The organism is Nocardioides zeicaulis, assembly GCF_042432345.1.
GTDB lineage: Bacteria > Actinomycetota > Actinomycetes > Propionibacteriales > Nocardioidaceae > Nocardioides > Nocardioides zeicaulis.
On the sequence record NZ_JBHLXH010000001.1, the window covers coordinates 2,596,164 to 2,616,922 of the forward strand.

21 protein-coding genes and 1 pseudogene are annotated in these 20,759 nt (G+C 73.6%); 9 read left to right on the plus strand and 13 right to left on the minus strand.

What is annotated here, in order from left to right; translation table 11 throughout:
• Positions 1–3 precede the first annotated feature (3 nt).
• The 5 genes from ACFFJG_RS12720 (at position 4) to ACFFJG_RS12740 (ending at position 4,371) form a co-directional block, all read left to right on the plus strand.
• Entirely contained in the window at positions 4–1,716 is a 1,713-nt protein-coding gene (locus ACFFJG_RS12720) for an L-aspartate oxidase (protein WP_378519102.1), read from the plus strand.
• Entirely contained in the window at positions 1,713–2,615 is a 903-nt protein-coding gene (nadC, locus tag ACFFJG_RS12725; RefSeq protein ID WP_378519103.1) for a carboxylating nicotinate-nucleotide diphosphorylase, read from the plus strand. Before ACFFJG_RS12720 ends, nadC begins: the two co-directional genes overlap by 4 nt.
• Positions 2,612–3,385, plus strand: a complete 774-nt coding sequence (locus ACFFJG_RS12730; protein ID WP_378519104.1) for a type III pantothenate kinase — start codon at positions 2,612–2,614, stop codon at positions 3,383–3,385. Before nadC ends, ACFFJG_RS12730 begins: the two co-directional genes overlap by 4 nt.
• A gap of 109 nt (positions 3,386–3,494) precedes the next feature.
• Positions 3,495–3,821, plus strand: coding sequence for a histone-like nucleoid-structuring protein Lsr2 (locus tag ACFFJG_RS12735; RefSeq protein WP_378519105.1), 327 nt, complete (start codon positions 3,495–3,497; stop codon positions 3,819–3,821).
• Positions 3,822–3,828: 7 nt separating this feature from the next.
• Positions 3,829–4,371 carry a basic secretory protein-like protein gene (locus ACFFJG_RS12740; RefSeq protein ID WP_378519106.1) on the plus strand — a complete coding sequence of 181 codons (543 nt, stop codon included), beginning with the start codon at positions 3,829–3,831 and terminating at the stop codon, positions 4,369–4,371.
• Between the two features lie 9 nt (positions 4,372–4,380).
• Here ACFFJG_RS12740 and ACFFJG_RS12745 read toward each other — a convergent pair whose 3' ends face one another.
• The 3 genes from ACFFJG_RS12745 to ACFFJG_RS12755 all read right to left on the minus strand — a co-directional run bounded on the left by ACFFJG_RS12745 (position 4,381) and on the right by ACFFJG_RS12755 (position 7,222).
• A complete protein-coding gene (locus tag ACFFJG_RS12745) occupies positions 4,381–5,202 on the minus strand; it encodes an ABC transporter ATP-binding protein (protein WP_378519107.1) in 822 nt (273 codons plus the stop codon).
• Positions 5,199–6,281 (minus strand): taurine ABC transporter substrate-binding protein, encoded by a 1,083-nt coding sequence (locus ACFFJG_RS12750; RefSeq protein WP_378519108.1) that lies wholly within the window; start codon positions 6,279–6,281, stop codon positions 5,199–5,201. Before ACFFJG_RS12750 ends, ACFFJG_RS12745 begins: the two co-directional genes overlap by 4 nt.
• A gap of 62 nt (positions 6,282–6,343) precedes the next feature.
• Complete coding sequence (locus ACFFJG_RS12755) at positions 6,344–7,222, minus strand: ABC transporter permease (RefSeq protein WP_378519109.1); 879 nt, start codon at positions 7,220–7,222, stop codon at positions 6,344–6,346.
• A gap of 222 nt (positions 7,223–7,444) precedes the next feature.
• Between ACFFJG_RS12755 and ACFFJG_RS12760 the strand changes: the two genes are divergently transcribed.
• Positions 7,445–10,039: an ATP-dependent Clp protease ATP-binding subunit gene (locus ACFFJG_RS12760; RefSeq protein WP_378519110.1), complete on the plus strand. Its 2,595-nt coding sequence runs from the start codon at positions 7,445–7,447 to the stop codon at positions 10,037–10,039.
• A gap of 22 nt (positions 10,040–10,061) precedes the next feature.
• On the opposite strand, the gene ACFFJG_RS12765 is transcribed toward ACFFJG_RS12760, so the two are convergent.
• The gene (locus ACFFJG_RS12765) at positions 10,062–10,943 is read right to left on the minus strand and encodes an iron-sulfur binding domain-containing protein (protein ID WP_378519111.1); all 882 of its coding nucleotides are present in this window, start codon (positions 10,941–10,943) and stop codon (positions 10,062–10,064) included.
• A 69-nt stretch (positions 10,944–11,012) separates the two neighbouring features.
• Here ACFFJG_RS12765 and ACFFJG_RS12770 point away from each other — a divergent pair, with 69 nt between their 5' ends.
• Positions 11,013–11,813 carry a hypothetical protein gene (locus tag ACFFJG_RS12770; RefSeq protein WP_378519112.1) on the plus strand — a complete coding sequence of 267 codons (801 nt, stop codon included), beginning with the start codon at positions 11,013–11,015 and terminating at the stop codon, positions 11,811–11,813.
• 308 nt (positions 11,814–12,121) lie between these two features.
• On the opposite strand, the gene disA is transcribed toward ACFFJG_RS12770, so the two are convergent.
• From disA to ACFFJG_RS12785, 3 genes are all read right to left on the minus strand, one after another.
• Positions 12,122–13,204, minus strand: coding sequence for a DNA integrity scanning diadenylate cyclase DisA (gene disA, locus ACFFJG_RS12775; RefSeq protein WP_378519113.1), 1,083 nt, complete (start codon positions 13,202–13,204; stop codon positions 12,122–12,124).
• Between the two features lie 88 nt (positions 13,205–13,292).
• Positions 13,293–14,693 carry a DNA repair protein RadA gene (gene radA, locus ACFFJG_RS12780; protein WP_378519114.1) on the minus strand — a complete coding sequence of 467 codons (1,401 nt, stop codon included), beginning with the start codon at positions 14,691–14,693 and terminating at the stop codon, positions 13,293–13,295.
• 36 nt (positions 14,694–14,729) lie between these two features.
• Positions 14,730–15,662 (minus strand): ankyrin repeat domain-containing protein, encoded by a 933-nt coding sequence (locus tag ACFFJG_RS12785; RefSeq protein WP_378519115.1) that lies wholly within the window; start codon positions 15,660–15,662, stop codon positions 14,730–14,732.
• 220 nt (positions 15,663–15,882) lie between these two features.
• Here ACFFJG_RS12785 and ACFFJG_RS12790 point away from each other — a divergent pair, with 220 nt between their 5' ends.
• Positions 15,883–16,926, plus strand: a complete 1,044-nt coding sequence (locus tag ACFFJG_RS12790; protein WP_378519116.1) for a LacI family DNA-binding transcriptional regulator — start codon at positions 15,883–15,885, stop codon at positions 16,924–16,926.
• Between the two features lie 3 nt (positions 16,927–16,929).
• Here ACFFJG_RS12790 and ACFFJG_RS12795 read toward each other — a convergent pair whose 3' ends face one another.
• The 6 genes and pseudogenes from ACFFJG_RS12795 to ACFFJG_RS12820 all read right to left on the minus strand — a co-directional run bounded on the left by ACFFJG_RS12795 (position 16,930) and on the right by ACFFJG_RS12820 (position 20,121).
• Complete coding sequence (locus tag ACFFJG_RS12795) at positions 16,930–17,100, minus strand: hypothetical protein (protein ID WP_378519117.1); 171 nt, start codon at positions 17,098–17,100, stop codon at positions 16,930–16,932.
• A gap of 79 nt (positions 17,101–17,179) precedes the next feature.
• Positions 17,180–17,596 (minus strand): annotated as a pseudogene (locus tag ACFFJG_RS12800) (CU044_5270 family protein); the annotation flags it as partial.
• 15 nt (positions 17,597–17,611) lie between these two features.
• Complete coding sequence (locus ACFFJG_RS12805) at positions 17,612–18,157, minus strand: hypothetical protein (RefSeq protein ID WP_378519118.1); 546 nt, start codon at positions 18,155–18,157, stop codon at positions 17,612–17,614.
• Positions 18,154–18,777, minus strand: a complete 624-nt coding sequence (locus tag ACFFJG_RS12810) for an RNA polymerase sigma factor (RefSeq protein WP_378519119.1) — start codon at positions 18,775–18,777, stop codon at positions 18,154–18,156. Before ACFFJG_RS12810 ends, ACFFJG_RS12805 begins: the two co-directional genes overlap by 4 nt.
• Before the next feature lie 66 nt (positions 18,778–18,843).
• Positions 18,844–19,689, minus strand: coding sequence for an ERCC4 domain-containing protein (locus tag ACFFJG_RS12815; RefSeq protein WP_378519120.1), 846 nt, complete (start codon positions 19,687–19,689; stop codon positions 18,844–18,846).
• Between the two features lie 114 nt (positions 19,690–19,803).
• Positions 19,804–20,121: a hypothetical protein gene (locus ACFFJG_RS12820; RefSeq protein WP_378519121.1), complete on the minus strand. Its 318-nt coding sequence runs from the start codon at positions 20,119–20,121 to the stop codon at positions 19,804–19,806.
• 489 nt (positions 20,122–20,610) lie between these two features.
• On the opposite strand from ACFFJG_RS12820, the gene ACFFJG_RS12825 reads away from it, so the two are divergent.
• Complete coding sequence (locus ACFFJG_RS12825) at positions 20,611–20,751, plus strand: hypothetical protein (protein WP_378519122.1); 141 nt, start codon at positions 20,611–20,613, stop codon at positions 20,749–20,751.
• The last annotated feature ends 8 nt before the right edge of the window (positions 20,752–20,759 follow it).

A 20,759-nucleotide genomic window follows, 5' to 3' on the forward strand; every position in this document is an offset into this window, starting at 1 on the left:
CGGATGAGCGAGAGCCTCCCCGGACGCCTGCGCGCGCCGGAGCCCGGGTGGACCACCCGGGCCGACGTCGTGGTGGTCGGGTCGGGGATCGCCGGCCTCACCGCCGCGCTACGCATCCACGCCGCCGACCCCGGCCTGCGGCTGCTGGTCGTGACGAAGGACGTGCTGGCGGCGGGCTCCACGCAATGGGCGCAGGGCGGGATCGCCGCCGCCCTCGGGCCGGGCGACACGCCCGCGCAGCACGAGCGCGACACGCTCGTGGCCGGCGCGGGCGCCTGCGACGTCGAGGCGGTGCGGGTGCTGGTCACCGAGGGCCCCGACGCGGTGCGCGAGCTGATCGCGCTCGGCACGCAGTTCGACCACCACCCCGACGGCGAGCTGTCGCTGACCCGCGAGGGCGGCCACCACCGCGACCGGATCGCCCACGCCGGCGGCGACGCGACGGGGGCGGAGATCCAGCGGGCGCTGATCGCGGCGGTCGAGCGTGCCCCGGCGATCGAGGTGGTCCAGCACGCCCTCGCCGTCGACCTGCTCACCGCCGCCGACGGCGGCGTGGCCGGGCTGACCCTGCACGTGCTCGGCGAGGGCCAGCACGACGGTGTCGGCGCGGTGCTGTGCCGCGCGGTCGTCCTCGCCTCGGGCGGCCTCGGCCAGGTCTTCAGCCAGTCGACCAACCCCAGCGTGTCCACCGGCGACGGCACGGCCCTGGCGATGCGGGCGGGGGCGCGCGTGCGCGACCTCGAGTTCGTGCAGTTCCACCCGACCGTGATGTGGCTCGGCCCAGACTCGCAGGGCCAGCAGCCCCTCATCTCCGAGGCCGTCCGCGGCGAGGGGGCGTTCCTCGTCGACGCTCCGCCGGAGGAGGGCGGCACCCGCTTCATGCTGGGCCAGCACGAGCTCGCCGACCTGGCCCCGCGCGACATCGTCGCCAAGGCCATCACCCGGCGGATGCTCGAGACCGGCCGCCCCCATGTGTGGCTCGACGCGCGGCACCTGGGCGCCGAGTTCTGGGAGCGCCGGTTCCCGACGATCCTCCGCGTCTGCCGCGAGCACGGCGTCGACCCCGTCACCGAGCTCATCCCGGTCGCGCCCGCCCAGCACTACGCCTCGGGCGGCGTCGCGACCGACCTGTGGGGACGTACGTCGGTCCCCGGCCTCTACGCGACCGGTGAGGTGGCCTGCTCCGGCGTCCACGGCGCCAACCGGCTGGCGTCGAACTCGCTGCTGGAGGGGCTGGTCTTCTCCCGGCGCATCGCCGACGTGCTGCCCGGCGAGCTGCGGGCGTGGGCCGCGCCCGCGGTCGACGACCGGGCCACCGGCCTCGTGTCGGGCGAGCGCCGCCGCGCCCTGCAGGACGTGATGACCGCCCTTGTCGGGGTGCTGCGGCAGGCCGACGGCCTCGCCGAGGCGATCGAGGTGCTCGGCGACCTCGAGCACGGCGACCCCGTGGTCGGGCCGCCGGCGTGGGAGACCACCAACCTGGTGACCGTCAGCACCGCCCTCGCGATGGCCGCCGCGCTGCGCACCGAGACCCGCGGGTCGCACTGGCGCGAGGACTTCCCCGACCGCGACGACACACGCGCCGGCCACGTCGACGCCCGGCTGGTCGACGGGACCGTCCGGGTGGAGTGGACGTCCGCACCCTCGACCGACCCGTCGACCGCGCCCGCCCCCGGCCCCGACCGCGACCCGGCCACCGTGGAGGTCCCCGCATGACGCGCCTCGACGACGTGCCGCAGGACCTGCGCGACGAGCTCGTCGCCGCCGGGCTCGACCTCGACCACCTGTGGGCGAAGCTCGCCGAGGCGGTCCGCGAGGACCTCCCCGACCTCCGCCTCGACGACCCCACGAGCGGGTCCACCATCCCGGCCGACGACCGCGGCGAGGCGGTCTTCGCCACCCGTCAGGACGGCGTCGTCGCCGGCCTCGGCATCGCCGCCGTGACGTTCACGATGCTCGGCGCCGACGCCACCGTCACCGACCGGGTCGCCGACGGCACCCGGGTCGCGGCCGGCGACGTCGTCATGCGGGTCACCGGCCTGACCCAGCGGATGCTCGTCGCGGAGCGGACCGCCCTCAACGTCGCCTCGCACCTGTCGGGCATCGCCACCGCGACCGCCCGCTGGGTCGACGCGCTCGAGGGGTCGCCGACCCGGGTGCTCGACACCCGCAAGACGCTGCCCGGGCTGCGCGCCTGGCAGAAGTACGCCGTGCGCTGCGGCGGCGGGGTCAACCACCGCACCTCGCTGCAGGACATGGCGATGGTCAAGGACAACCACGTCGTCGCGGCCGGGGGAGTGCTCCCTGCGCTCGAGGCGATCCGCGGCCGCCACCCCGCCCTGCCCGTCGAGGTCGAGGTGACCGACCTCGACCAGCTCGAGGAGCTGCTCGCGCTGCCCGAGCCGCCCGAGCGCGTGCTGCTCGACAACATGGACGACGCGACGATGGCCGAGGCGGTGCGCCGCACCGCCGGCCGGGTGCCACTGGAGGCCAGCGGCGGCATCACCCTGGAGCGCGCCGCCCGGATCGGGGCCACCGGCGTCGACTTCGTCTCGGTGGGGGCCCTCACGCACTCGGTCACCGTCCTCGACCTCGGCATGGACCTCCGGTCATGACCCTGCTCGCCGCCGACATCGGCAACAGCCACACGTTCCTCGGCCTGCTCGACGCCGACGAGGTCACCGCCCACTGGCGCGTCGCGACCGACGAGCGGCGCACGGCCGACGAGTGGGCGGTCCTGATCCGCGGCCTGCTCGGCGACGCCCTCGACGACGTCGACGGCGTCGCCGTGTGCGCGACCGTCCCGGCCGTGCTCCACGAGTGGCGCGAGATGCTGGAGCACCACTTCGCCGACGTGAGGGCGATCGTCGTCGAGCCCGGCGTGCGCACCGGGCTGTCGGTCCTGATGGACAACCCCCGCGAGGTCGGGTCCGACCGCATCGTCAACTCGCTCGCTGCATCGACGCTGCACGGCGGCGGCCCGGCGATCGTGGTCGACTTCGGCACCGCCACCACCTTCGACGTCGTCAACGCGCGCGGCCAGTACGTCGGCGGCGCCATCTCGCCCGGCATCGAGATATCCCTCGAGGCGCTCGGGCGACGCGGTGCCCAGCTGCGCAAGGTCGAGCTCGCTCGGCCCCGTTCGGTGATCGCGAAGAACACCGTGGAGGCGCTGCAGAGCGGCATGGTCTTCGGCGTGGCCGCGCAGGTCGAGGGCCTCGTCGCGCGGATGGTCGCAGAGCTCGGCGTGCCGCCCGAGGACGTCACGGTGATCGCCACCGGGCACCTCGCGCCGCTCCTCGTCGACGAATGCCGGTGTTTCACCGTGCATTCCCCGTGGCTGACCCTGCAGGGATTGCGATTGGTCTTCGAACGCAATTCCTGAATTCGACCGTCAAGCCATTCCTGACCCTTTTGGCGTCATTCTCGCATTCCTGCCACACTGCAATTCGAGAGCGTTTCCCCCAGAACGCCCGAAAGCAAAGGAATTCCCCATGGCACAGAAGGTCAACATCGTCCTCGTCGACGACCTCGACGGCACCGAGGCCACCGAGACCGTCACCTTCGGGCTCGACGGCAGCAGCTACGAGATCGACCTCAACGACGCCAACGCCGCCGCCCTCCGCGAGGCCCTGAGCGGCTACGTCGGCCACGCCCGCAGGCTCACCGGCGGCGGTCGCCGCACCGCCCGCAAGAGCACGGGCTCGTCGTCGTCGAACACCAAGGACGTGCGCGAGTGGGCCAAGGAGCAGGGCATGGAGGTCTCCGAGCGCGGCCGCATCTCCGCCGACGTGCAGCAGGCCTACGACGCCGCCCACTGACCCCCGGATGGGCCACCGGCGCCGCCGCGCCATCAGGGCCTGGGCGCGCAGCCTGGTCACGGAGCACACCCCGGCGGTCGCCGACCTGATGGGGCTCCGGCCGCCCCTGCCGCAGGTGCGCGTGCACGTGCTGCGGCGGCTGGAGAACCCCGCCGTCACCGTCGGCCGGCGCATCGTGCTGTCCGAGCCGTGGTTCGTCGAGCACCCCGACGACGCCGGGGCCGTGGTCCACGAGCTCTCCCACGCCCTGCTCGACCTCAGGAGGGTGCCGGACGGGACGCTCTGGCTGTTCGAGGGGGTCGCCGACCTCGCGCGCAACCACGTCGGCCTGCAGGCCCCCTGGTCCGCGCCGCACCACGAGGCCGGACGGGCGACCGCCGGCTACCAGACCACCGCACACTTCCTGGCCTGGGTCGAGCAGCAGGCGCCGGGCACGGTGGCGCACCTGGTCGCACGGGCGGCGAGCGGCCGCCACGACGACGCGCACTTCAGCGTCGACGGGCGCCCGCTCGCCGAGGTCGTCGCGGCCTACGAGGCCGCGCACGCCTGACGTCGTGGGTCAGCCGTCGGCCCGGATCGCGTGGCGCACCTCGGTGGTGAGCTCGACGTACTCCGGCAGGGACCGGATCTCCTCCACCGGCACCCGCGCACCCTCGCTGCCGAACCGCGCGGGGCGGTCCAGGACGATCTCGCCGGGTCGCGGGCTCATCACGAGCACGCGCGAGCCGAGGTAGACCGCCTCGTCGACGCTGTGGGTGATGAACAGGACGGTCTTGCGGGTCTCGCGCCAGATCTGCAGCAGCTCGCCCTGCAACCGTTCGCGGGTGAGCGCGTCGAGGGCGCCGAAGGGCTCGTCCATCAGCACGATGTCGGGGTCGCCGGCCAGCACCCGGGCGATCTGGCAGCGCTGCTGCATGCCGCCGGAGAGCTCGTACGGGCGGTGCTCGGCGAAGCCGGTGAGCCCCACCATCTCGAGGTAGTGCTCCGCGCGCCGACGACGCTCGGCGGCGGGCACTCCCTGGAAGCGGGGGCCGAGCTCGACGTTGCGGCGCACCGTGAGCCACGGGTAGAGCGTGGGCTGCTGGAAGACCACGCCCCGCTCCGGCGCGGGGCCGGTGACGGGGGCGCCGGCCACGCTCACCGACCCGCGGGTGGGCTCGGTGAAGCCGGCCAGGATGCGCAGCAGCGTGGTCTTGCCGCAGCCCGAAGGCCCGGCGAGGGTGACCAGCTCGCCCGACGCGATGGTGAGGTCGGTCGGCGCGAGCGCCGGCACCGTCTCCCCGGCGACCTGGAAGTCCTTGCTCACCCCGGCCAGCACGATGTCGCGCTCGTGGCCGGTCGGGCGCGCGGCCGTGGCCGCCGCGCCCTCGGCCCGCCTCACTGCCCCACCGACGCCGCGGGACCGGCGTCGACGTGGTCCGCGTAGTCCTGCTTGGTCCCCACGGCGTCGATGCCGCCCTGCTCCTGCAGGAAGCCGGCCGTGGTGTGGAGGTCGTCGGCGAGCTTGCCGCCGAGGTAGTCGGGGCCGGCCTGCTCGGCGGCGTCGAGGTAGGTCAGGCCGGCGAACTGCTTCTCCGCGTCGGCGGGGTCGATGCCCAGCACGACCGCCACCGACTCGGCCGCCTCGGCCGGGTCGTCCTGGATCAGCTTCACCGCGTGGTCCTCGACCTTGGCCCACTGCTCCATGAACTCGGGGTTCTGCTGGGCGAACGCGGCGTCCACGGTGCCGAGGTCGAAGGTCGGGCGGCCCGCCTCGGCGGTGTCCGCGCTGGACAGGATGCGGGTGCCGCCGTCGCCGAGCAGCACGCTCTGCGTGGGGTCCCACACCCAGGCCGCGTCGATCTGGTCGCCCTGCCAGGCGCCCGCCATCTTCTCTGGGTCGAGGTTGATGACCTTGACGTCCTTCTCGGGGTCCATCCCGGCGTCGAGCAGCGCCTGCAGCAGCGAGTAGTGCGCGGTGCTGCTGAACGGCACCGCGATCGTGGCGCCGCGCAGGTCCTCGATGCCCTTCACCGACGGGTCCTTGGCGATGAGGGACTCGGCGTCGCCGATGACGTCGTGCACCCACACCACGTCGAGGTCGACGTCGGCGTTGGTCGGGGCGGAGGAGGCGATCGTGGCGGGGGAGGAGCCCATCAGGCCCAGGTCGACCTCGCCGGCGGCGTAGTAGCCGACCACGTCGCCGCCGGAGGCGGCCTGCACCCAGCTGATGTCGGCGTTGGGCATGCACGCCTCGAGCAGGCCGAGGTCCTTGACCACCACGTCCCCGTTGGGCACCGCCTGCCAGGCGATGCGGGCGGTGGTGTCGATCGACTCGTCGGGCGTCCAGGGGCAGGCTGAGTCCTCGGCCGGCGCGGCCGTGGAGGAACGCCCCGACTCCACGCACCCGCTGAGCGCGAGGGCGAGGCAGGCGGTGGTGACGGTGGCGCCGAGGATGCGGCGGGTCGACTGGGTGTTCAACGGGGTCTCCTGGTGGTGGGGTGTGCGGGACGTTCCGAGACGGTCGGGGGTGCGCAGCGGGCTCACGCCTTGCCGCGCCACGGCACGAGGACGCGCTCGAGCGCGCGCAGGCCGAGGTCGAGGGCGATGGCCGCGAGGCCGATCACGACGATGCAGGCGACGACGAGGTCGCTGCGCAGCTGCTCGCCGGCGAGGTAGGCCAGGCCGCCGATGCCCGGGATGCCGTTGGCGATCTCCGCGGCCACGACGGTGGTCCACGCGAAGCCGGTGGCCACCCGGATGCCGGTGAGGACGTCGGGGAGGGTGGCGGGCAGCACGACCGCCCAGAGGGTCTGCGGCCGCCGGGCGCCGAGGCTCAGGGCGGCGTTGACCTGGTCCTCGCGCACGCCGCGGACCGAGGCCATGGTGGCCATCGCGATCGGCGGGAAGGCGGCGAGGAACAGCAGCCAGATCTTGGAGGTGTCGCCGATGCCGAACCAGACGATGAGCAGTCCGATGTAGGCCAGCGGCGGCAGGGAGCGGAGGAAGCTGAGGTACGGCTCGAGCAGCGTGCCGAGGAAGGTCGTGCCCATGACGAGCCCGAGCGGCACCCCGAGCGCGATGCCCCCGCCGACGCCGGCGGCGATGCGCTGGAGGCTCGCGAGGAGGTGCTCCCACAGGTAGTAGTTCTGCTCGCCGCGCACCAGCCGGCTCGAGCCGGCGCTGACCGGGTGGTCGGAGTTGGCGCGCACGAAGGCGTCCCACACCGCCCCGGGCGAGGGCAGGAACAGCGGGCGGACCAGCCCGGCCCGGGTCACCGCCCACCAGGTGCCGAGGAGCAGCGCGAACGTCGCCACGTGCAGGGCCGCCCGGCGTGCCCGCAGGCGCCGGGTGGCCCGGCGTCGCTGGTCGGCGACAGCCCGCTCGGGCGCGGTGGGGCGGGCGAGGGTGGTGCTGCTCACGGGAGGTCCTCCGGTCGTCGGAAATCCCGAGGAGCATAACTGCATTGACTTACTCGACAATGGATCGGGTCCGCCTGCCGGACGTCATGACCGTTCGCTGTCAGCGGACGGGCTCGTGTGCGGGGAGGGAACACGTAGGCTGATACCGGGCGTTGAGCCCAGTGTCCGCACCCCGGCCCTGCGCCGGTCCCGCGGGCCACGCAGACGGAGCAAGGAGCGCACATGTTCGAGCGGTTCACCGACCGAGCCCGACGAGTTGTCGTGCTGGCCCAGGAAGAGGCCCGCATGCTCTCCCACAACTACATCGGGACCGAGCACATCCTGCTCGGCCTCATCCACGAGGGCGAGGGCGTCGCAGCCAAGGCCCTCGAGTCCCTCGACATCTCCCTGGAGGCCGTGCGCGCCCAGGTCGAGGAGATCATCGGCCAGGGCCAGCAGGCGCCCTCCGGCCACATCCCGTTCACCCCGCGCGCCAAGAAGGTGCTCGAGCTGTCGCTGCGCGAGGCGCTGCAGCTCGGTCACTCCTACATCGGCACCGAGCACATCCTGCTCGGCCTGATCCGCGAGGGCGAGGGCGTCGCCGCACAGGTGCTGCAGAAGCTCGGCGCCGACCTCAACCGCGTCCGCCAGCAGGTGATCCAGCTGCTGAGCGGGTTCCAGGGCAAGGAGTCGGCCGCGGCCGGCGCCCAGACCTCCGGTTCCGGTGGCGAGGCGCCGTCGAGCTCGCTGGTCCTCGACCAGTTCGGCCAGAACCTCACCCAGGCCGCGCGCGAGGGCAAGCTCGACCCGGTCATCGGGCGCGAGCAGGAGATCGAGCGCGTGATGCAGATCCTCTCGCGCCGCACGAAGAACAACCCCGTCCTCATCGGCGAGCCCGGCGTCGGCAAGACCACGATCGTGGCCGGCCTGGCCCAGGACATCGTCAAGGGCAACGTGCCCGAGACGCTCAAGGACAAGCAGATCTACACCCTCGACCTCGGTGCCCTCGTCGCCGGCTCCCGCTACCGCGGTGACTTCGAGGAGCGCCTCAAGAAGGTGCTGAAGGAGATCCGCACCCGCGGCGACATCGTGCTCTTCATCGACGAGATCCACACCCTCGTCGGTGCCGGCGCGGCCGAGGGCGCGATCGACGCCGCCAGCATCCTCAAGCCGATGCTGGCCCGCGGCGAGCTGCAGACCATCGGTGCGACCACCCTCGACGAGTACCGCAAGTACCTCGAGAAGGACGCCGCGCTCGAGCGCCGCTTCCAGCCGATCCAGGTGCAGGAGCCCTCGATCGCGCACACCATCGAGATGCTCAAGGGCCTGCGCGACCGCTACGAGGCCCACCACCGCGTCACCATCACCGACGAGGCGCTGGTCTCCGCCGCGACGCTGGCCGACCGCTACATCTCCGACCGGTTCCTGCCGGACAAGGCGATCGACCTCATCGACGAGGCGGGCTCGCGACTGCGCATCCGCCGGATGACCGCTCCGCCGGACCTGCGCGAGTACGACGAGAAGATCGGTGACGTGCGCCAGCGCAAGGAGGCGGCGATCGACGGTCAGGACTTCGAGGCCGCCGCCCGCCTGCGCGACGAGGAGAAGCAGCTCGCCGCCAAGCGCGCCGAGCGCGAGAAGCAGTGGCGCGCCGGCGACCTCGACGAGATCGCCGAGGTCGACGAGGAGCTCATCGCCGAGGTCCTCGCGGTCGCCACCGGCATCCCGATCGTCAAGCTGTCGGAGGAGGAGTCCACCCGTCTGCTCAAGATGGAGGACGAGCTCCACAAGCGCGTCATCGGCCAGGAGGAGGCCGTCAAGGCCCTCTCCCGCGCCATCCGACGCACGCGTGCGGGCCTCAAGGACCCCAAGCGCCCCGGCGGGTCGTTCATCTTCGCCGGCCCCTCCGGCGTCGGCAAGACGTGGCTGTCCAAGACGCTGGCGGAGTTCCTGTTCGGCGACGAGGACGCGCTCATCCAGCTCGACATGAGCGAGTTCTCCGAGAAGCACACCGTCTCGCGGCTCTTCGGCTCGCCCCCCGGCTACGTCGGCTACGAGGAGGGCGGCCAGCTCACCGAGAAGGTGCGGCGCAAGCCGTTCTCGGTCGTGCTCTTCGACGAGGTCGAGAAGGCGCACCCCGACATCTTCAACAGCCTGCTGCAGATCCTCGAGGAAGGTCGCCTGACCGACTCGCAGGGCCGGGTGGTCGACTTCAAGAACACCGTCATCATCATGACCACCAACCTCGGCACCCGCGACATCTCCAAGAGCGTCAACCTCGGCTTCGCCCAGACCGGCGACGCCGCGGGCTCCTACGAGCGGATGAAGACCAAGGTGTCGGAGGAGCTCAAGCAGCACTTCCGTCCCGAGTTCCTCAACCGTGTCGACGAGATCGTGGTCTTCCCGCCGCTGTCGCGCGAGCAGATCATCGCGATGGTCGACAACATGATCGCGGCCGTCGAGCTCCGGCTGAAGGACCGCGACATGTCGCTCGAGCTGACGCAGCCCGCGAAGGACCTGCTGGCCGAGCGCGGGTTCGACCCGGTCCTCGGTGCCCGACCGCTGCGTCGCACGGTCCAGCGCGAGATCGAGGACGTGCTCGCCGAGAAGATGCTCTTCGGCGAGGTCGGCCCGGGCCAGATCGTCCTGGTCGACGTCGAGGGCGAGGGCCCGGCGGCGACGTTCACCTTCCAGGGCCAGAAGAACTCGGCCGTGCCCGACATGCCGCCGTTCGAGACCGCCGACCTGGCGATCGAGCCGCAGCGTGACGACGAGGGCAACCTCGAGGGCCCGGACGACTCCGAGGGTCCGGTCGACGTCCCCCGCGACCCGGCCTGACCCCCAGCCGAGTCACCCACGATCACCCCGGGAGCGCCCAGCGCCCCGGGGTGATCTGCGTCAGCAGCCCGTCCGCGACCAGGCCGGCCAGGCACCGCTCGCGCTGCTCCGCGCCCGGCCACGCGGCCTCGACCTGGGCCGCGGTGACCACGTCGGCGTCGCGGGCCAGGGCCAGGATCCGGCCGCGGCACTGGCGGTCGGTGCCCGCCCAGGCCTGCCCGCGGCGCGGCGGTCCGTCGTAGGCCGGGTGGCCGGCCGCGCGCCAGGCGCAGAGCCCGGCGACCGGGCAGGCGTCGCAGGCGGGCTGCCGGGCGGTGCACACCAGCGCGCCGAGCTCCATGGTCGCGACCGCCCACGTCGCCGCGGTGGCCTCGTCGTCGGGCAGCAGCGCGGTCGCCACGTCGCGCTCCGCACGCGTGACGGCCGTGCTGGGGAACTCGACGCCCGTCACCGCGCGGGCCAGCACCCGGCGCACGTTGGTGTCGAGGACGACGTGCCGCTTGCCGAAGGCGAAGCTGGCGATGGCCGAGGCGGTGTAGTCGCCGACGCCGGGCAGCGCGAGCAGGTCGTCGTAGGACGACGGCACCTCGCCGCCGTGGCGCTCGACGATCGCCGTCGCGGCGGCGTGGAGGCGCAGCGCCCGGCGCGGATATCCCAGGCGGCCCCACATCCGCACGGCCTCGCCCGTCGTCTCGGCCGCGAGGTCGGCCGGGGTCGGCCACCGCTCCAGCCAGGCGGCGTGGACGGGCAGCACCCGCACGACCGGCGTCTGCTGGAGCATCAGCTCGCTGACCATCACCGACCACGGCGTCGCGTCGAGCCCGCGCCACGGCAGGTCGCGCGCGTGCTCGTCGTACCAGGCGAGCACGGACTCGTGCAGGGCGGCGGTCTGTGCTGCGTCCATCGTCGGTGATCGTAGGTGAGGCCGGTGCGCCTCCGCCGGGTCGGGCCGCCCGCTCCCTACCCTGACCCCATGGCGACGACCGTGCGACCCCGGGGACCGCTGCCCTCGCGCGTCTACTGGCGGCGCCGGCTCGTGGTGCTCACCGTCCCGCTGCTGCTCGTCGTCGTGCTCGCCCGCGTGCTCGGCGGCTCGTCCGACGCGAAGGACGAGGCGGCCGGAACGGCGACGCAGGCCGGCGCGCAGGTGCAGCAGGACGCCCCCGTCGCCGGGCCCACGGCCATCGTGCCGACGGGCAGGAAGGGCAAGAGGGGCCAGGGCCAGGGCACGGTGGAGACCACCCCGCCCGCACCCGTCCTCGCCGAGCCGAGCGGTCCTTGCGACGACGCCGACATCGTGGCGACCCCCGTCCTGACGACCGTCACCGGGGGCGCCGACGTGCCGATCACCCTCAACCTCCGCACCGTCACCACCGAGGCCTGCACGTGGCAGGCCTCGCCGCAGACGCTCACGGTCACGATCACCTCGGGCGAGGACTTCATCTGGAGCACCCGCGAGTGCCCGGCCGCGATCGCCCCGCAGGACGTCGTCGTACGACAGGCGGTCGACACCCCGGTCGTGGTCGTCTGGAAGGGCGCGAAGCGCTCCGACGAGACCTGCTCAGGACGGGCCGGCTGGGCGCTCCCGGGCTTCTACCACGCGGAGGCTGCGGCCCTCGGCGGCGACGGCACCGACGTGCAGTTCGAGCTGGTCGCCAAGCAGCCCGAGGTGGTCACCGAGACCCCCCAGCCCGAGCAGCAGGGTGGCAAGGGCAAGAACGGCGACACCGTCCACACCCCCGGCGAGGACGGCCAGGGCAACTCCGCCGGCTGACCTCCGCCCGCCCGCCTGCCCGCCCGTCGTACGAGCGGTGCGTGAGGCGGCTTTTCGCCCCGCAGAACACGCCTCACGCACCGCTACTCTTCAAGCGGCGTACGAGCGGTGGCTGAGCCACGTTCTGGGTGCCGAAAAGGTGGCTGGGTCACCGCTGGTGGGCTGGCGGCGTACGAGCGGTGGCTGAGCCACGTTTTGGGCGCGGAGAAGGTGGCTGCGTCACCGCTGGTCGGGTGCCCCGACGCGCCACCGGCTTGCTCGACCTGGCCGCCCGACGCCGCGCGCGCGACCGCGCGCGGCTGGGCGTCTCAGATGTAGCGCTCGGTGATGCTCGACTCGGCGAGGCGGGAGAGGCCCTCGCGTACCGAGCGGGCGCGCAGCTCGCCGACCCCGTCGACGGCCTGGAGGTCGTCGACCCCGGCGGAGAGCAGCTGCTGGAGGCCGCCGAAGTGCTCGACGAGCCGGTCGACCACGGCGGCCGGCAGACGGGGCACCTTGGCGAGCAGCCGGTAGCCGCGGGGTGCGACGGCGCCGTCGAGGTGCTCGGCGCCGCCGAGCCCGATCGCGCGGGCCACCGCGGCCGGGTCGACGAGGTCGGTGGGGGAGAGCCCCTCGAGCTCGGCGAGGTGCGCCTCCGGCGTGGCCGTACGACGACGGCTGCCGGGGAGGTAGTCGCGCACGACGAGCTCCCGCTCGGCGTCGACGCCGGTGACGAGCTCCTCGAGCTGGAGCGAGAGCAGCCGGCCGTCGGTGCCGAGCTCGAGGACGTAGTCCTCGATCTCCCGGGCGATCCGGATGACCATCTCCAGGCGCTGGGCGACCACGGCGACGTCGCGGACGGTGACGAGGTCCTCGATCTCGAGGGCGGAGAGGGTCGCGGACACCTCGTCGAGGCGCAGCTTGTAGCGCTCGAGGGTGGCGAGGGCCTGGTTGGCGCGCGACAGGATCTTGCCCGAGTCCTCGAGCACGTGGCGGATGTCGCCGACGTAGGCGGCGATGATCTGCATCGACTGCGAGACCGAGATGACCGGGAAGCCGGTCTGCTTCGCGACCCGCTCGGCGGTCCGGTGGCGGGTGCCGGTCTCCTCCGACGGGATCGTGTGGTCAGGCATCAGGTGCACGGCTGCGCGGTGGATGCGGGTGACGTCCTTGTCGACGACGATCGCGCCGTCCATCTTGGCCAGCTCGCGCAGGCCGGTGGCGGTGAACGGGACGTCGAGGCTGAAGCCGCCGGTGGTGATGGACTCCACGACCTTGTCCTGCCCGAGCACGATCAGTGCGCCCGTGCGACCGCGGAGGATCCGCTCGAGGCCGTCGCGCAGCGGCGTGCCCGGCGCGATCGAGGCCAGGGTCGCGCGCAGGCGGAGCTGCTCGTCGATGCGCTCTGCCACCGGGTTCCTCCACCTGCTGTGTCTGGGCGCCCCCAGCGCCGTCGGGTGAAGTGTAGGGGCGGCGGGAGGGGTTGTCAGAACGCTCGCGTCACAGAGGCGGCGTGAGGTCGAGGGTGAGGAGCGCGCTGACGATGTCGTCGACCTCCACCACCCGCAGCCCGTCGACCATCCGGCGCGTCGGGATGCCGCGCTCGCTGGGCAGCGCCCGCCCGCGCGGCACGACCGCGACCTTGAAGCCGAGGCGCGCGGCCTCGGCGAGCCGCTGCGGCAGGTCGCGCACCCGGCGCAGCTCGCCGGCCAGCCCGATCTCGCCGATCGCGACGGCTCCGCGCGGCGGCGGGACGCCGAGGTGGGAGCTGGCGACGGCGACGGCGATGGCGAGGTCGGCGGCGGGGTCGTGGAGCTTGGCGCCGCCGACGGTCGCGACGAAGGTGTCGCTGCCCGCGATGCGGAGGCCGGCGTGGCGCTGGAGCACCGCGAGCGCGATGTCGACGCGCGAGGACTCCACGCCCGAGACGGTGCGGCGCGGCCGCTCGAGCGGGGACGGGGTGAGCAGCGCCTGCACCTCGGCCAGCAGGGGCCGGCGGCCCTCCATCGTCACCGCGACGCAGGTGCCGGACACGTCCTGCGTGTGGTGCTCGACGAACAGGCCGGTGGGGTCGGCGACCGCAGAGATGCCCTCGGAGGACAGGTCGAAGCAGCCGACCTCGTCGACCGGGCCGTAGCGGTTCTTCATCGCGCGGACCATGCGGAAGCGGGAGTTGCGGTCGCCCTCGAAGTGGAGCACCACGTCGACGAGGTGCTCGAGCACGCGCGGGCCGGCGATCGAGCCGTCCTTGGTCACGTGGCCGACGATCACGGTCGTGATGTTGCGGGTCTTGGCGACGCGGATCAGCGCGGCCGCGACCTCCTTGACCTGCGTGACGCCACCGGGCACCCCGTCGACGCCGGAGGCGCCGATCGTCTGGATCGAGTCGACGACCAGCAGCGTCGGGCGGACCTCCTCGATGTGCGTCAGGACCGCGCCGAGGTCGGTCTCGGCGGCGAGGAAGAGCTCGTCGTGCACGCCGTTGGTGCGGTCGGCGCGCAGCCGCACCTGCGCGGCGGACTCCTCACCGGTGACGTAGAGGGTGCGGTGGCGGATCCGGGCGGTCTGCGCGGCGACCTCGAGGAGCAGCGTGCTCTTGCCGACGCCGGGCTCGCCGGCCAGCAGGATCGCCGCCCCGGGCACGAGCCCGCCGCCGAGCACCCGGTCGAGCTCGGGGACGCCGCTGGTGCGCGCGACCGACTCGGAGATCGGCACCTGGCCGATCGGCACCGCGGGGGTGGAGACGGGGCCGGCGCTCGCCCGCAGCGTCGGGGCGCCCGCCTCGGCGACCGAGCCCCACGCCTGGCACTCGCCGCACCGCCCGACCCACTTCGCGGTCTCCCAGCCGCACTCGGTGCAGCGGTAGGTGGAGCGGGCCCGGGACGAGCTCTTGGTCGGCATGGCCCCCACGCTAGGCGAGCCCACCGACACCGCACGTCAGCCGGCCAGGAGCGCCGCGATCTCGTCGTACCCACGGGCGCGCGCGTGCGCGAGCGCGGTGACCCCGTCGTCGTCGGGGATGGAGCGGTCGGCCCCGTTGCGCAGCAGCACCTCCACCACCCGCTGCCAGCGCTCGGTGCCCTCACCGAGGACGACCGCCTCCAGCAGGGCGGTCCAGCCGAGGTCGTTGACGTGGTCGACGTCGACGTCGGTGTGCTGCAGCGCCCAGCGGACGTAGGCCACGTGCCCGCGCTCGGAGGCGGGGATGATCGAGACGCCGCCGTAGCGGTTGCGCAGCGTGACGTCGGGGTCGAGCGGCAGGAGCAGCTGGCCCATCGCGACGGATCCGGTCACCCCCGTCACCAGCCACGGGGTGTCCTGCTGGTCGTCGACCGCGTCGGGATCGGCGCCGAGCCGTGCCAGCAGTGCCGCCACCTCGAGCCGGTCGCCGATGACCGCCAGCAGGAGGGGCGTACGGCGTCGTGCGTCGCGCACGTCGACCGGGGCCCCGGCCCGCAGCGCCAGCGCCGCAGCGTCGGCGTCGCCACGGGTGGCGGCGCGCAGGAGCGCCTCGCCGGGCGCGGGCACCGGCTCGTCGGCACGGGCCAGCAGTCGAGCCAGCGCGTCGTGGCCGAGCCCGCGGGCCAGGTCGCCCGGCGTACGACCCTCCGCGTCCGTCGTGCCGGCCTCGGCGCCCCGGGCGAGCAGCACCCGTGCCCTCGCCCGCCCCTCCTCCCCACCCAGCCCCGCCGCCTCGTGCAGGGGCGTGGGACGGGCCTCGGGGGCGGCGGTGGTGTCGGGCACGGCACTCTCCGTCGGTCGCGGTGGGCGGGGGTCGGCGGGTGTGGGGTCGGGGCCGCCCGCGCACCCCGCGAGCAGCGCGAGCAGGCCGGCCCCGGCGAGCACGGGACGGACGGTGGGGCGGTGCACGCCCCGATCCTCGCAGCGCGCACCACACGACGTTCTCCACAGGTTGCCGCCGCGGTCTGTGGAGAACCCGCCCCTGCTGTGGAGGAGGGGACCTTCGGCTGGGAGGGCACCGGGCGCGTCGGGCGCGGACCGACCCCTGGTGCGTCACCCGTCGCGGCGGTCTGGTCCACGACGCCGGGGGCATATGCTCACCTCGAGTTTGATCGATCAAGGGGGACCCATGGCGCGCAGCGACCAGCGCAACGGCGGCCAGCTGCCGGTCACGCCGCCGACCCTCGCCGACGTCGCCGAGCGCGCGGGCGTCTCGCGGCAGACGGTGTCCAACGCCGTCAACAACCCCGACCTGCTGCGCCCCGACACCCTGGAGCGGGTGCGCCAGACGATCGCCGAGCTGGGCTACTCGCCCAACCGCGCGGCGCGCAACCTCCGTACCCGCACCTCCTCCCTCATCGGCCTGCGCTTCGCCCCGGCCCAGGAGGGCACCGCCAACGCCGCGATGGACCGGTTCGTCCACTCCCTCGTCGAGGCCAGCGAGGAGGTCGGCTACCACGTCCTCCTCTTCCCCGGCGACGACGAGGACCCCGTCGTCGGCTACGACAACCTGCTCCGCTCGACCGCGGTGGACGCCTTCGTCGTCACCGACACCTACCTCGGCAACCCGCAGGCGGCGTGGCTGAGCCAGCAGCGCGCCCCGTTCGTGGCGTTCGGCCGTCCCTGGGACGACGACGAGGCCCGTCACCCGTGGGTGGACGTCGACGGCGCGGCCGGCATCCGGCTGGCCACCCAGCACCTCATCGACCGCGGTCACACCCGCATCGCGTGGATCGGCTGGCGCAAGGACTCCCCGATCGGCGAGGACCGCCGCTCGGGCTGGACGCAGACCATGCACGACAACGGCCTGTCGACCACCGGCCTGGCCTCGCGCGTCGAGGACGTCGTGCACAGCGGCGCCGAGGCGGCGGCGGTGCTGCTCGACTCGGCGCGCCCGACGGCGTTCGTCTGCGCGTCCGACACCCTCGCGATGGGCGTGCTCCACACCCTCTGGATCCGTCAGCTCGCGCCCGGCACCGACGTCGCCGTCGTGGGCTTCGACGACTCCCAGGTCGCGCAGGTCTTCCCGGTCGGCCTCACCTCCGTGCGCCAGCCGCTGGAGGACGTCGCCGTGGAGATCGTCAAGGCGCTGCGCGCCCTGCTGTCGCACCAGCCGGTCACCGAGCGCGGGGTGCTCCTCGAGCCGACCCTCGCGATCCGCGAGTCGAGCTGACGCTCAGCCCCCGCTCTTGCCGCTCTTCTTGCCGCCCTTCTTGCCCAGCTCCGCCTGGGCCGCAGAGGACGTGCGGGGGTTGGACTTCCCCTCCTTGCTCGCCTTCGCGTTGGCCTTGCGGGCGGTCGTGCTGCCCTTGCCCTTCTCCTCGGCCACGGTCCCTCCTGCTGTCATCGGGGTGTCATCGGATGTCATCGGGTGTCATCGGGTGTCACGGATGACCAGGAGTACCCCGCCGGCGTGACCACCAGCCCTACGCCGCGGACCCCGGCTCCTGCCCGGCGCGGTCGACCACTGCGGTCTCCAGGATCGCCGTCGCGCCGAACAGGGTGTCGGGCGAGCCGTCGGGGTGGGTGAAGAACCACCGCGTCCCACGCAGCTCGAAGGTCGTCGCGTCGAAGACCCACGTCGTCCGGGTGTGGAAGCGGGCGTCGCTGCGGCTCACGCCGATCCCGGGCCGGCCGAGCGCGTCGGTGGCGCGGCGGCCGACCTCGACCCCGTCGATGCGGGTCACGGCCCGGTAGAGCGCGGCTGCGGTCCGGGGCGGCACCAGCTGCTCGGAGAGCAGCGAGCCGACGAGCTCGAAGGTGGCCTGGTCCTGCTCCTGGCCGTCCACCGGGGGAGCCACCTGCTCCAGCTCGCCCAGCAGCTGGTCGGGGTCGGTGGGGAGCGCCGCGAGCCAGGCCTACGTCGGTCGCCGGGCGCCCGCGGGCGACGGACCGCCGAGCTCGAGCGGCCAGTCCTGGCCGAGCTCGCGGATCATGTCGTCGCGCCAGCCGTAGGCGGACGGGTCCTGGCCCAGCCACGTCTCGCGCTCGTGGACGGCACCGAGCACGACGTCCTCGCCCAGACGACCCTCGTTGGTGATCGCGGCGCTGCGCGTGTAGACGATCTGGTCGGGTCGCACGCGGACCGCGGGCGCGGCCAGTGCGCGGTCGGCGGCCCGGTCGAGCACCCGCACGGCGGCCGAGGAGGCGAGGACCGGACGGTCGGCGACGGGTGCCGGGGCCGGCGTCGTGCCGCCGAGCGCGAGCACGGCCACCGTGGCCACGGCGGCGGCGCAGGCCAGGACCGTCGCGGGCGCGGCGACACCGAGGGCCACCTTGCGACGGACGTCGTCGCGCTCGATGGCGCCGTCGACGCGGGCTGCGAGCCGGGCGCGGTGGGCGGTGGAGAGGGTGATCGTGCCCGGGGCGGGGCACGTGCGGCGGAGCTCGTCGAGGTCGTTCACGGTCGTCCTCCTCGGACGGGGTGCTCGGCAGGGTCGCGGGGATCGGTCGGCTCGTGGGGGGCGTTCGGGTCGGGGGGCTCCGCGACGAGCGCGCGCAGCCGGGCGCGGGCCCGCGAGAGCCGCGAGCGCACCGTCCCGACCGGGATGCCGAGGGCCTCGGCCGCCTCGGCGTACGACATCCCCGACCACACGCAGAGGGACAGGACCTCGGCCTCCGCCCGGCGCAGCGAGCCGATGACCTGCGCCGCCCGGGCGAGCGCGTCCGCGTCGTCGAGGCGCTGGACGGCCTCGTCGGCGAAGTCCGGGACGACCTCCTCGCGCGGTCGGTGGGCCAGGAAGGTCACCAGCCGGCGACGGCTCCGGCGCGCGTTCAGCGCCTGGTTGGTCGCGATGCCCCACAACCACGGCTTGAGCGGCCGGTCGTCGTCGGCGAGCAGCGCGCGCGAGCGCCACGCGGCGAGGAACGTCTCGGAGGTGACGTCCTCAGCGGTTGTCCAGCTGCCGGTCAGGCGGTCCGCGTGGGTGAAGACGCCGTCGACGTGCTCGGCGTAGACCGCGTCGAACGCGGCCCGGTCCCCCTGGCGGAGCCTCCGGCGGAGGTCGCGGTGTCCTGTGCTCACGACCTTCTCCTGTCCGCCGGGTCCGCCGGTTCCCGGTCGGCCGGTGAATTCTGCACGGGCGGGCCGTCAGCCCTCCGAGGTGGCGACGACCTCCCCGGTCAGGGTGTCGACCAGCTCCGTGCCCGGAGCAGCGGACCGCAGCGCCCGGAGCGCGATGGCGCGCCGGTCGAACGACAGGGGAGCGGCCACCGCGCCGTCCTGCGGGCCGCTCAGCAGCCACCGCCTCGGCGGCCGGTCGCCGCGCGCCGGGCGCTCCGGCTCGGGGTCGCGGTCAGCCGGCGCCACGAAGGGCTCGTTGAGGGCCTGCGCCAGCCTGCTCGCGCGGACCCTGCCGATGCCGGGGTGGCCGCGCAGTCCGTCGGGCGCGGCTGCTGCCAGGGCCGACACGCTGCCGAAGGCAGCTAGCAGGCTGCGCGCCATCGTCGGGCTGATGCCCGGCACGACCGACAGCATCACCTCGGCCTGCCCCGACGGGTGCCGCGGTGCCCGCCGTGGCCCCTCGGTGTGGACCGTCGGCGCAGCGCGCCGGGCCCGTTTGGCCAGCCGCACCAGCCACGCCGCGCTGTCCTCGGCGTCCAGGCTGTGCAGGACCGAGAAACCGTCCTCGACCAGGCGGCACACCGCCCCCCGCCACGCGTCCTCGGCGATGTGGCGCGGCTCGCCCTCGATGACGAGCACCGCCTGCGGAAACGCGGACTGCAGGCGCGCCGCCTGGTCGAACAGGCGGCCGTCACGGATCGACGCACCGAGGTCCGTGGGCCCCTTCCGCTCGACCGCGAGGCCCTCGCCGAGCACGTAGTCGCCGACCGGCAGGTCGGTCAGCCGGACGTCCAGCCCGGCCGCGGCCAGCGCGGCGGGGATCCCGCTCTCGCGCTCGCGGTGGTCGACCCACACCGGACCCGTCTCGAGCACCCGACGAACGTACCCCGCCGCGCCAGTCGTGCCACGCCATCGTGGTGCCGGCGACCGGATCTGCCGAGATCCGATAGTCCGCTTATGCCGACGAGCGGACGGCTCCACAGGTCGTCACGCTGAGTTGACGACTGCCCACCCGACGAAGATGGCGACGCCAGACATGAACTCCACAAGGCATCCCGCAGCGACCGCCAGGACGGGGAGGTATCGCCGCAGGACTGCCCCTGCTGCCACCACGATGAGTACCGAGCAGACCACGCTCAGCGACGCCCACTCGCCGAAGTCCTTGCTGTAGAAGACACCCGTGCCACGTGACATGTCGCTCACCATGACCCACACGAGGAGAGACGCCAGCGCTTGGAGGACGAAGGCTCGACGGACTAGCAGAGAGGCCTGCACCTCGATGCGAGCAGTCACGCGCTGCGACATGGGGACGAGTATGGCCACGGGCGGTCACGATGTCTGCTCCGACAGCAGCCGGACATGCCGCGGCCTGCTCATCAGGGCCGGCCGACGAGCGTTCGCTCGATCAGCCGACGGCCGGGCACGTCCCAGGACGGACAGACCTGCTGCGCACGTGCGGCGGATCCGGCCCCGCAGTGGCGGTTGCACGGGCAAGAACCGCCGCACGTGCGGCGGTGCCGGGGTAGGCAAGCGTGCGGCCGCCAGTGCGCAGACCCGCTGAGGTGAGCCAGGCATGACCGGAGCCGACGGTCAGCGTCGTACACGTGTCCGAGATCTCGCCTTCGGACTGGCCGGCGGTGGGCGACAAGTGGGACACATGTGCCCGGGCGGGCAGCACGGCCCCGTCTCGACCATCCGACGAACGTACCCCGGGCCTCGCGACGACGTCCGCGAGACCTGTCCCACATCCCGCATCGCCGGGCGCCTTGCGGGTAACGGTGCGGACGACGTCCGATGGGCGCGGCCGCCGCCGTCGCCTCGACCCCCGGGGAGACCGCCATGTTCTTCTTCTTCAGCAACCGTCTGGGATGCGGCGGCTCGCTCCTTGTGTCGCTCGTGATCACTGCGATCCTCGTCGCGATCTTCCTGCTCTGACCCCGGGC

Bases quoted from the DNA above. Each gene is read 5' to 3' on its own strand.
- ACFFJG_RS12720 (WP_378519102.1), top strand. From the start codon at position 4: ATGAGCGAGAGCCTCCCCGGACGCCTGCGCGCGCCGGAGCCCGGGTGG.
- nadC (WP_378519103.1), top strand. From the start codon at position 1,713: ATGACGCGCCTCGACGACGTGCCGCAGGACCTGCGCGACGAGCTCGTC.
- ACFFJG_RS12730 (WP_378519104.1), top strand. From the start codon at position 2,612: ATGACCCTGCTCGCCGCCGACATCGGCAACAGCCACACGTTCCTCGGC.
- ACFFJG_RS12735 (WP_378519105.1), top strand. From the start codon at position 3,495: ATGGCACAGAAGGTCAACATCGTCCTCGTCGACGACCTCGACGGCACC.
- ACFFJG_RS12740 (WP_378519106.1), top strand. From the start codon at position 3,829: ATGGGCCACCGGCGCCGCCGCGCCATCAGGGCCTGGGCGCGCAGCCTG.
- ACFFJG_RS12760 (WP_378519110.1), top strand. From the start codon at position 7,445: ATGTTCGAGCGGTTCACCGACCGAGCCCGACGAGTTGTCGTGCTGGCC.
- ACFFJG_RS12765 (WP_378519111.1), bottom strand. From the start codon at position 10,943: ATGGACGCAGCACAGACCGCCGCCCTGCACGAGTCCGTGCTCGCCTGG.
- ACFFJG_RS12770 (WP_378519112.1), top strand. From the start codon at position 11,013: ATGGCGACGACCGTGCGACCCCGGGGACCGCTGCCCTCGCGCGTCTAC.
- radA (WP_378519114.1), bottom strand. From the start codon at position 14,693: ATGCCGACCAAGAGCTCGTCCCGGGCCCGCTCCACCTACCGCTGCACC.
- ACFFJG_RS12790 (WP_378519116.1), top strand. From the start codon at position 15,883: ATGGCGCGCAGCGACCAGCGCAACGGCGGCCAGCTGCCGGTCACGCCG.
- ACFFJG_RS12795 (WP_378519117.1), bottom strand. From the start codon at position 17,100: ATGACAGCAGGAGGGACCGTGGCCGAGGAGAAGGGCAAGGGCAGCACG.
- ACFFJG_RS12820 (WP_378519121.1), bottom strand. From the start codon at position 20,121: ATGTCGCAGCGCGTGACTGCTCGCATCGAGGTGCAGGCCTCTCTGCTA.
- ACFFJG_RS12825 (WP_378519122.1), top strand. From the start codon at position 20,611: ATGGGCGCGGCCGCCGCCGTCGCCTCGACCCCCGGGGAGACCGCCATG.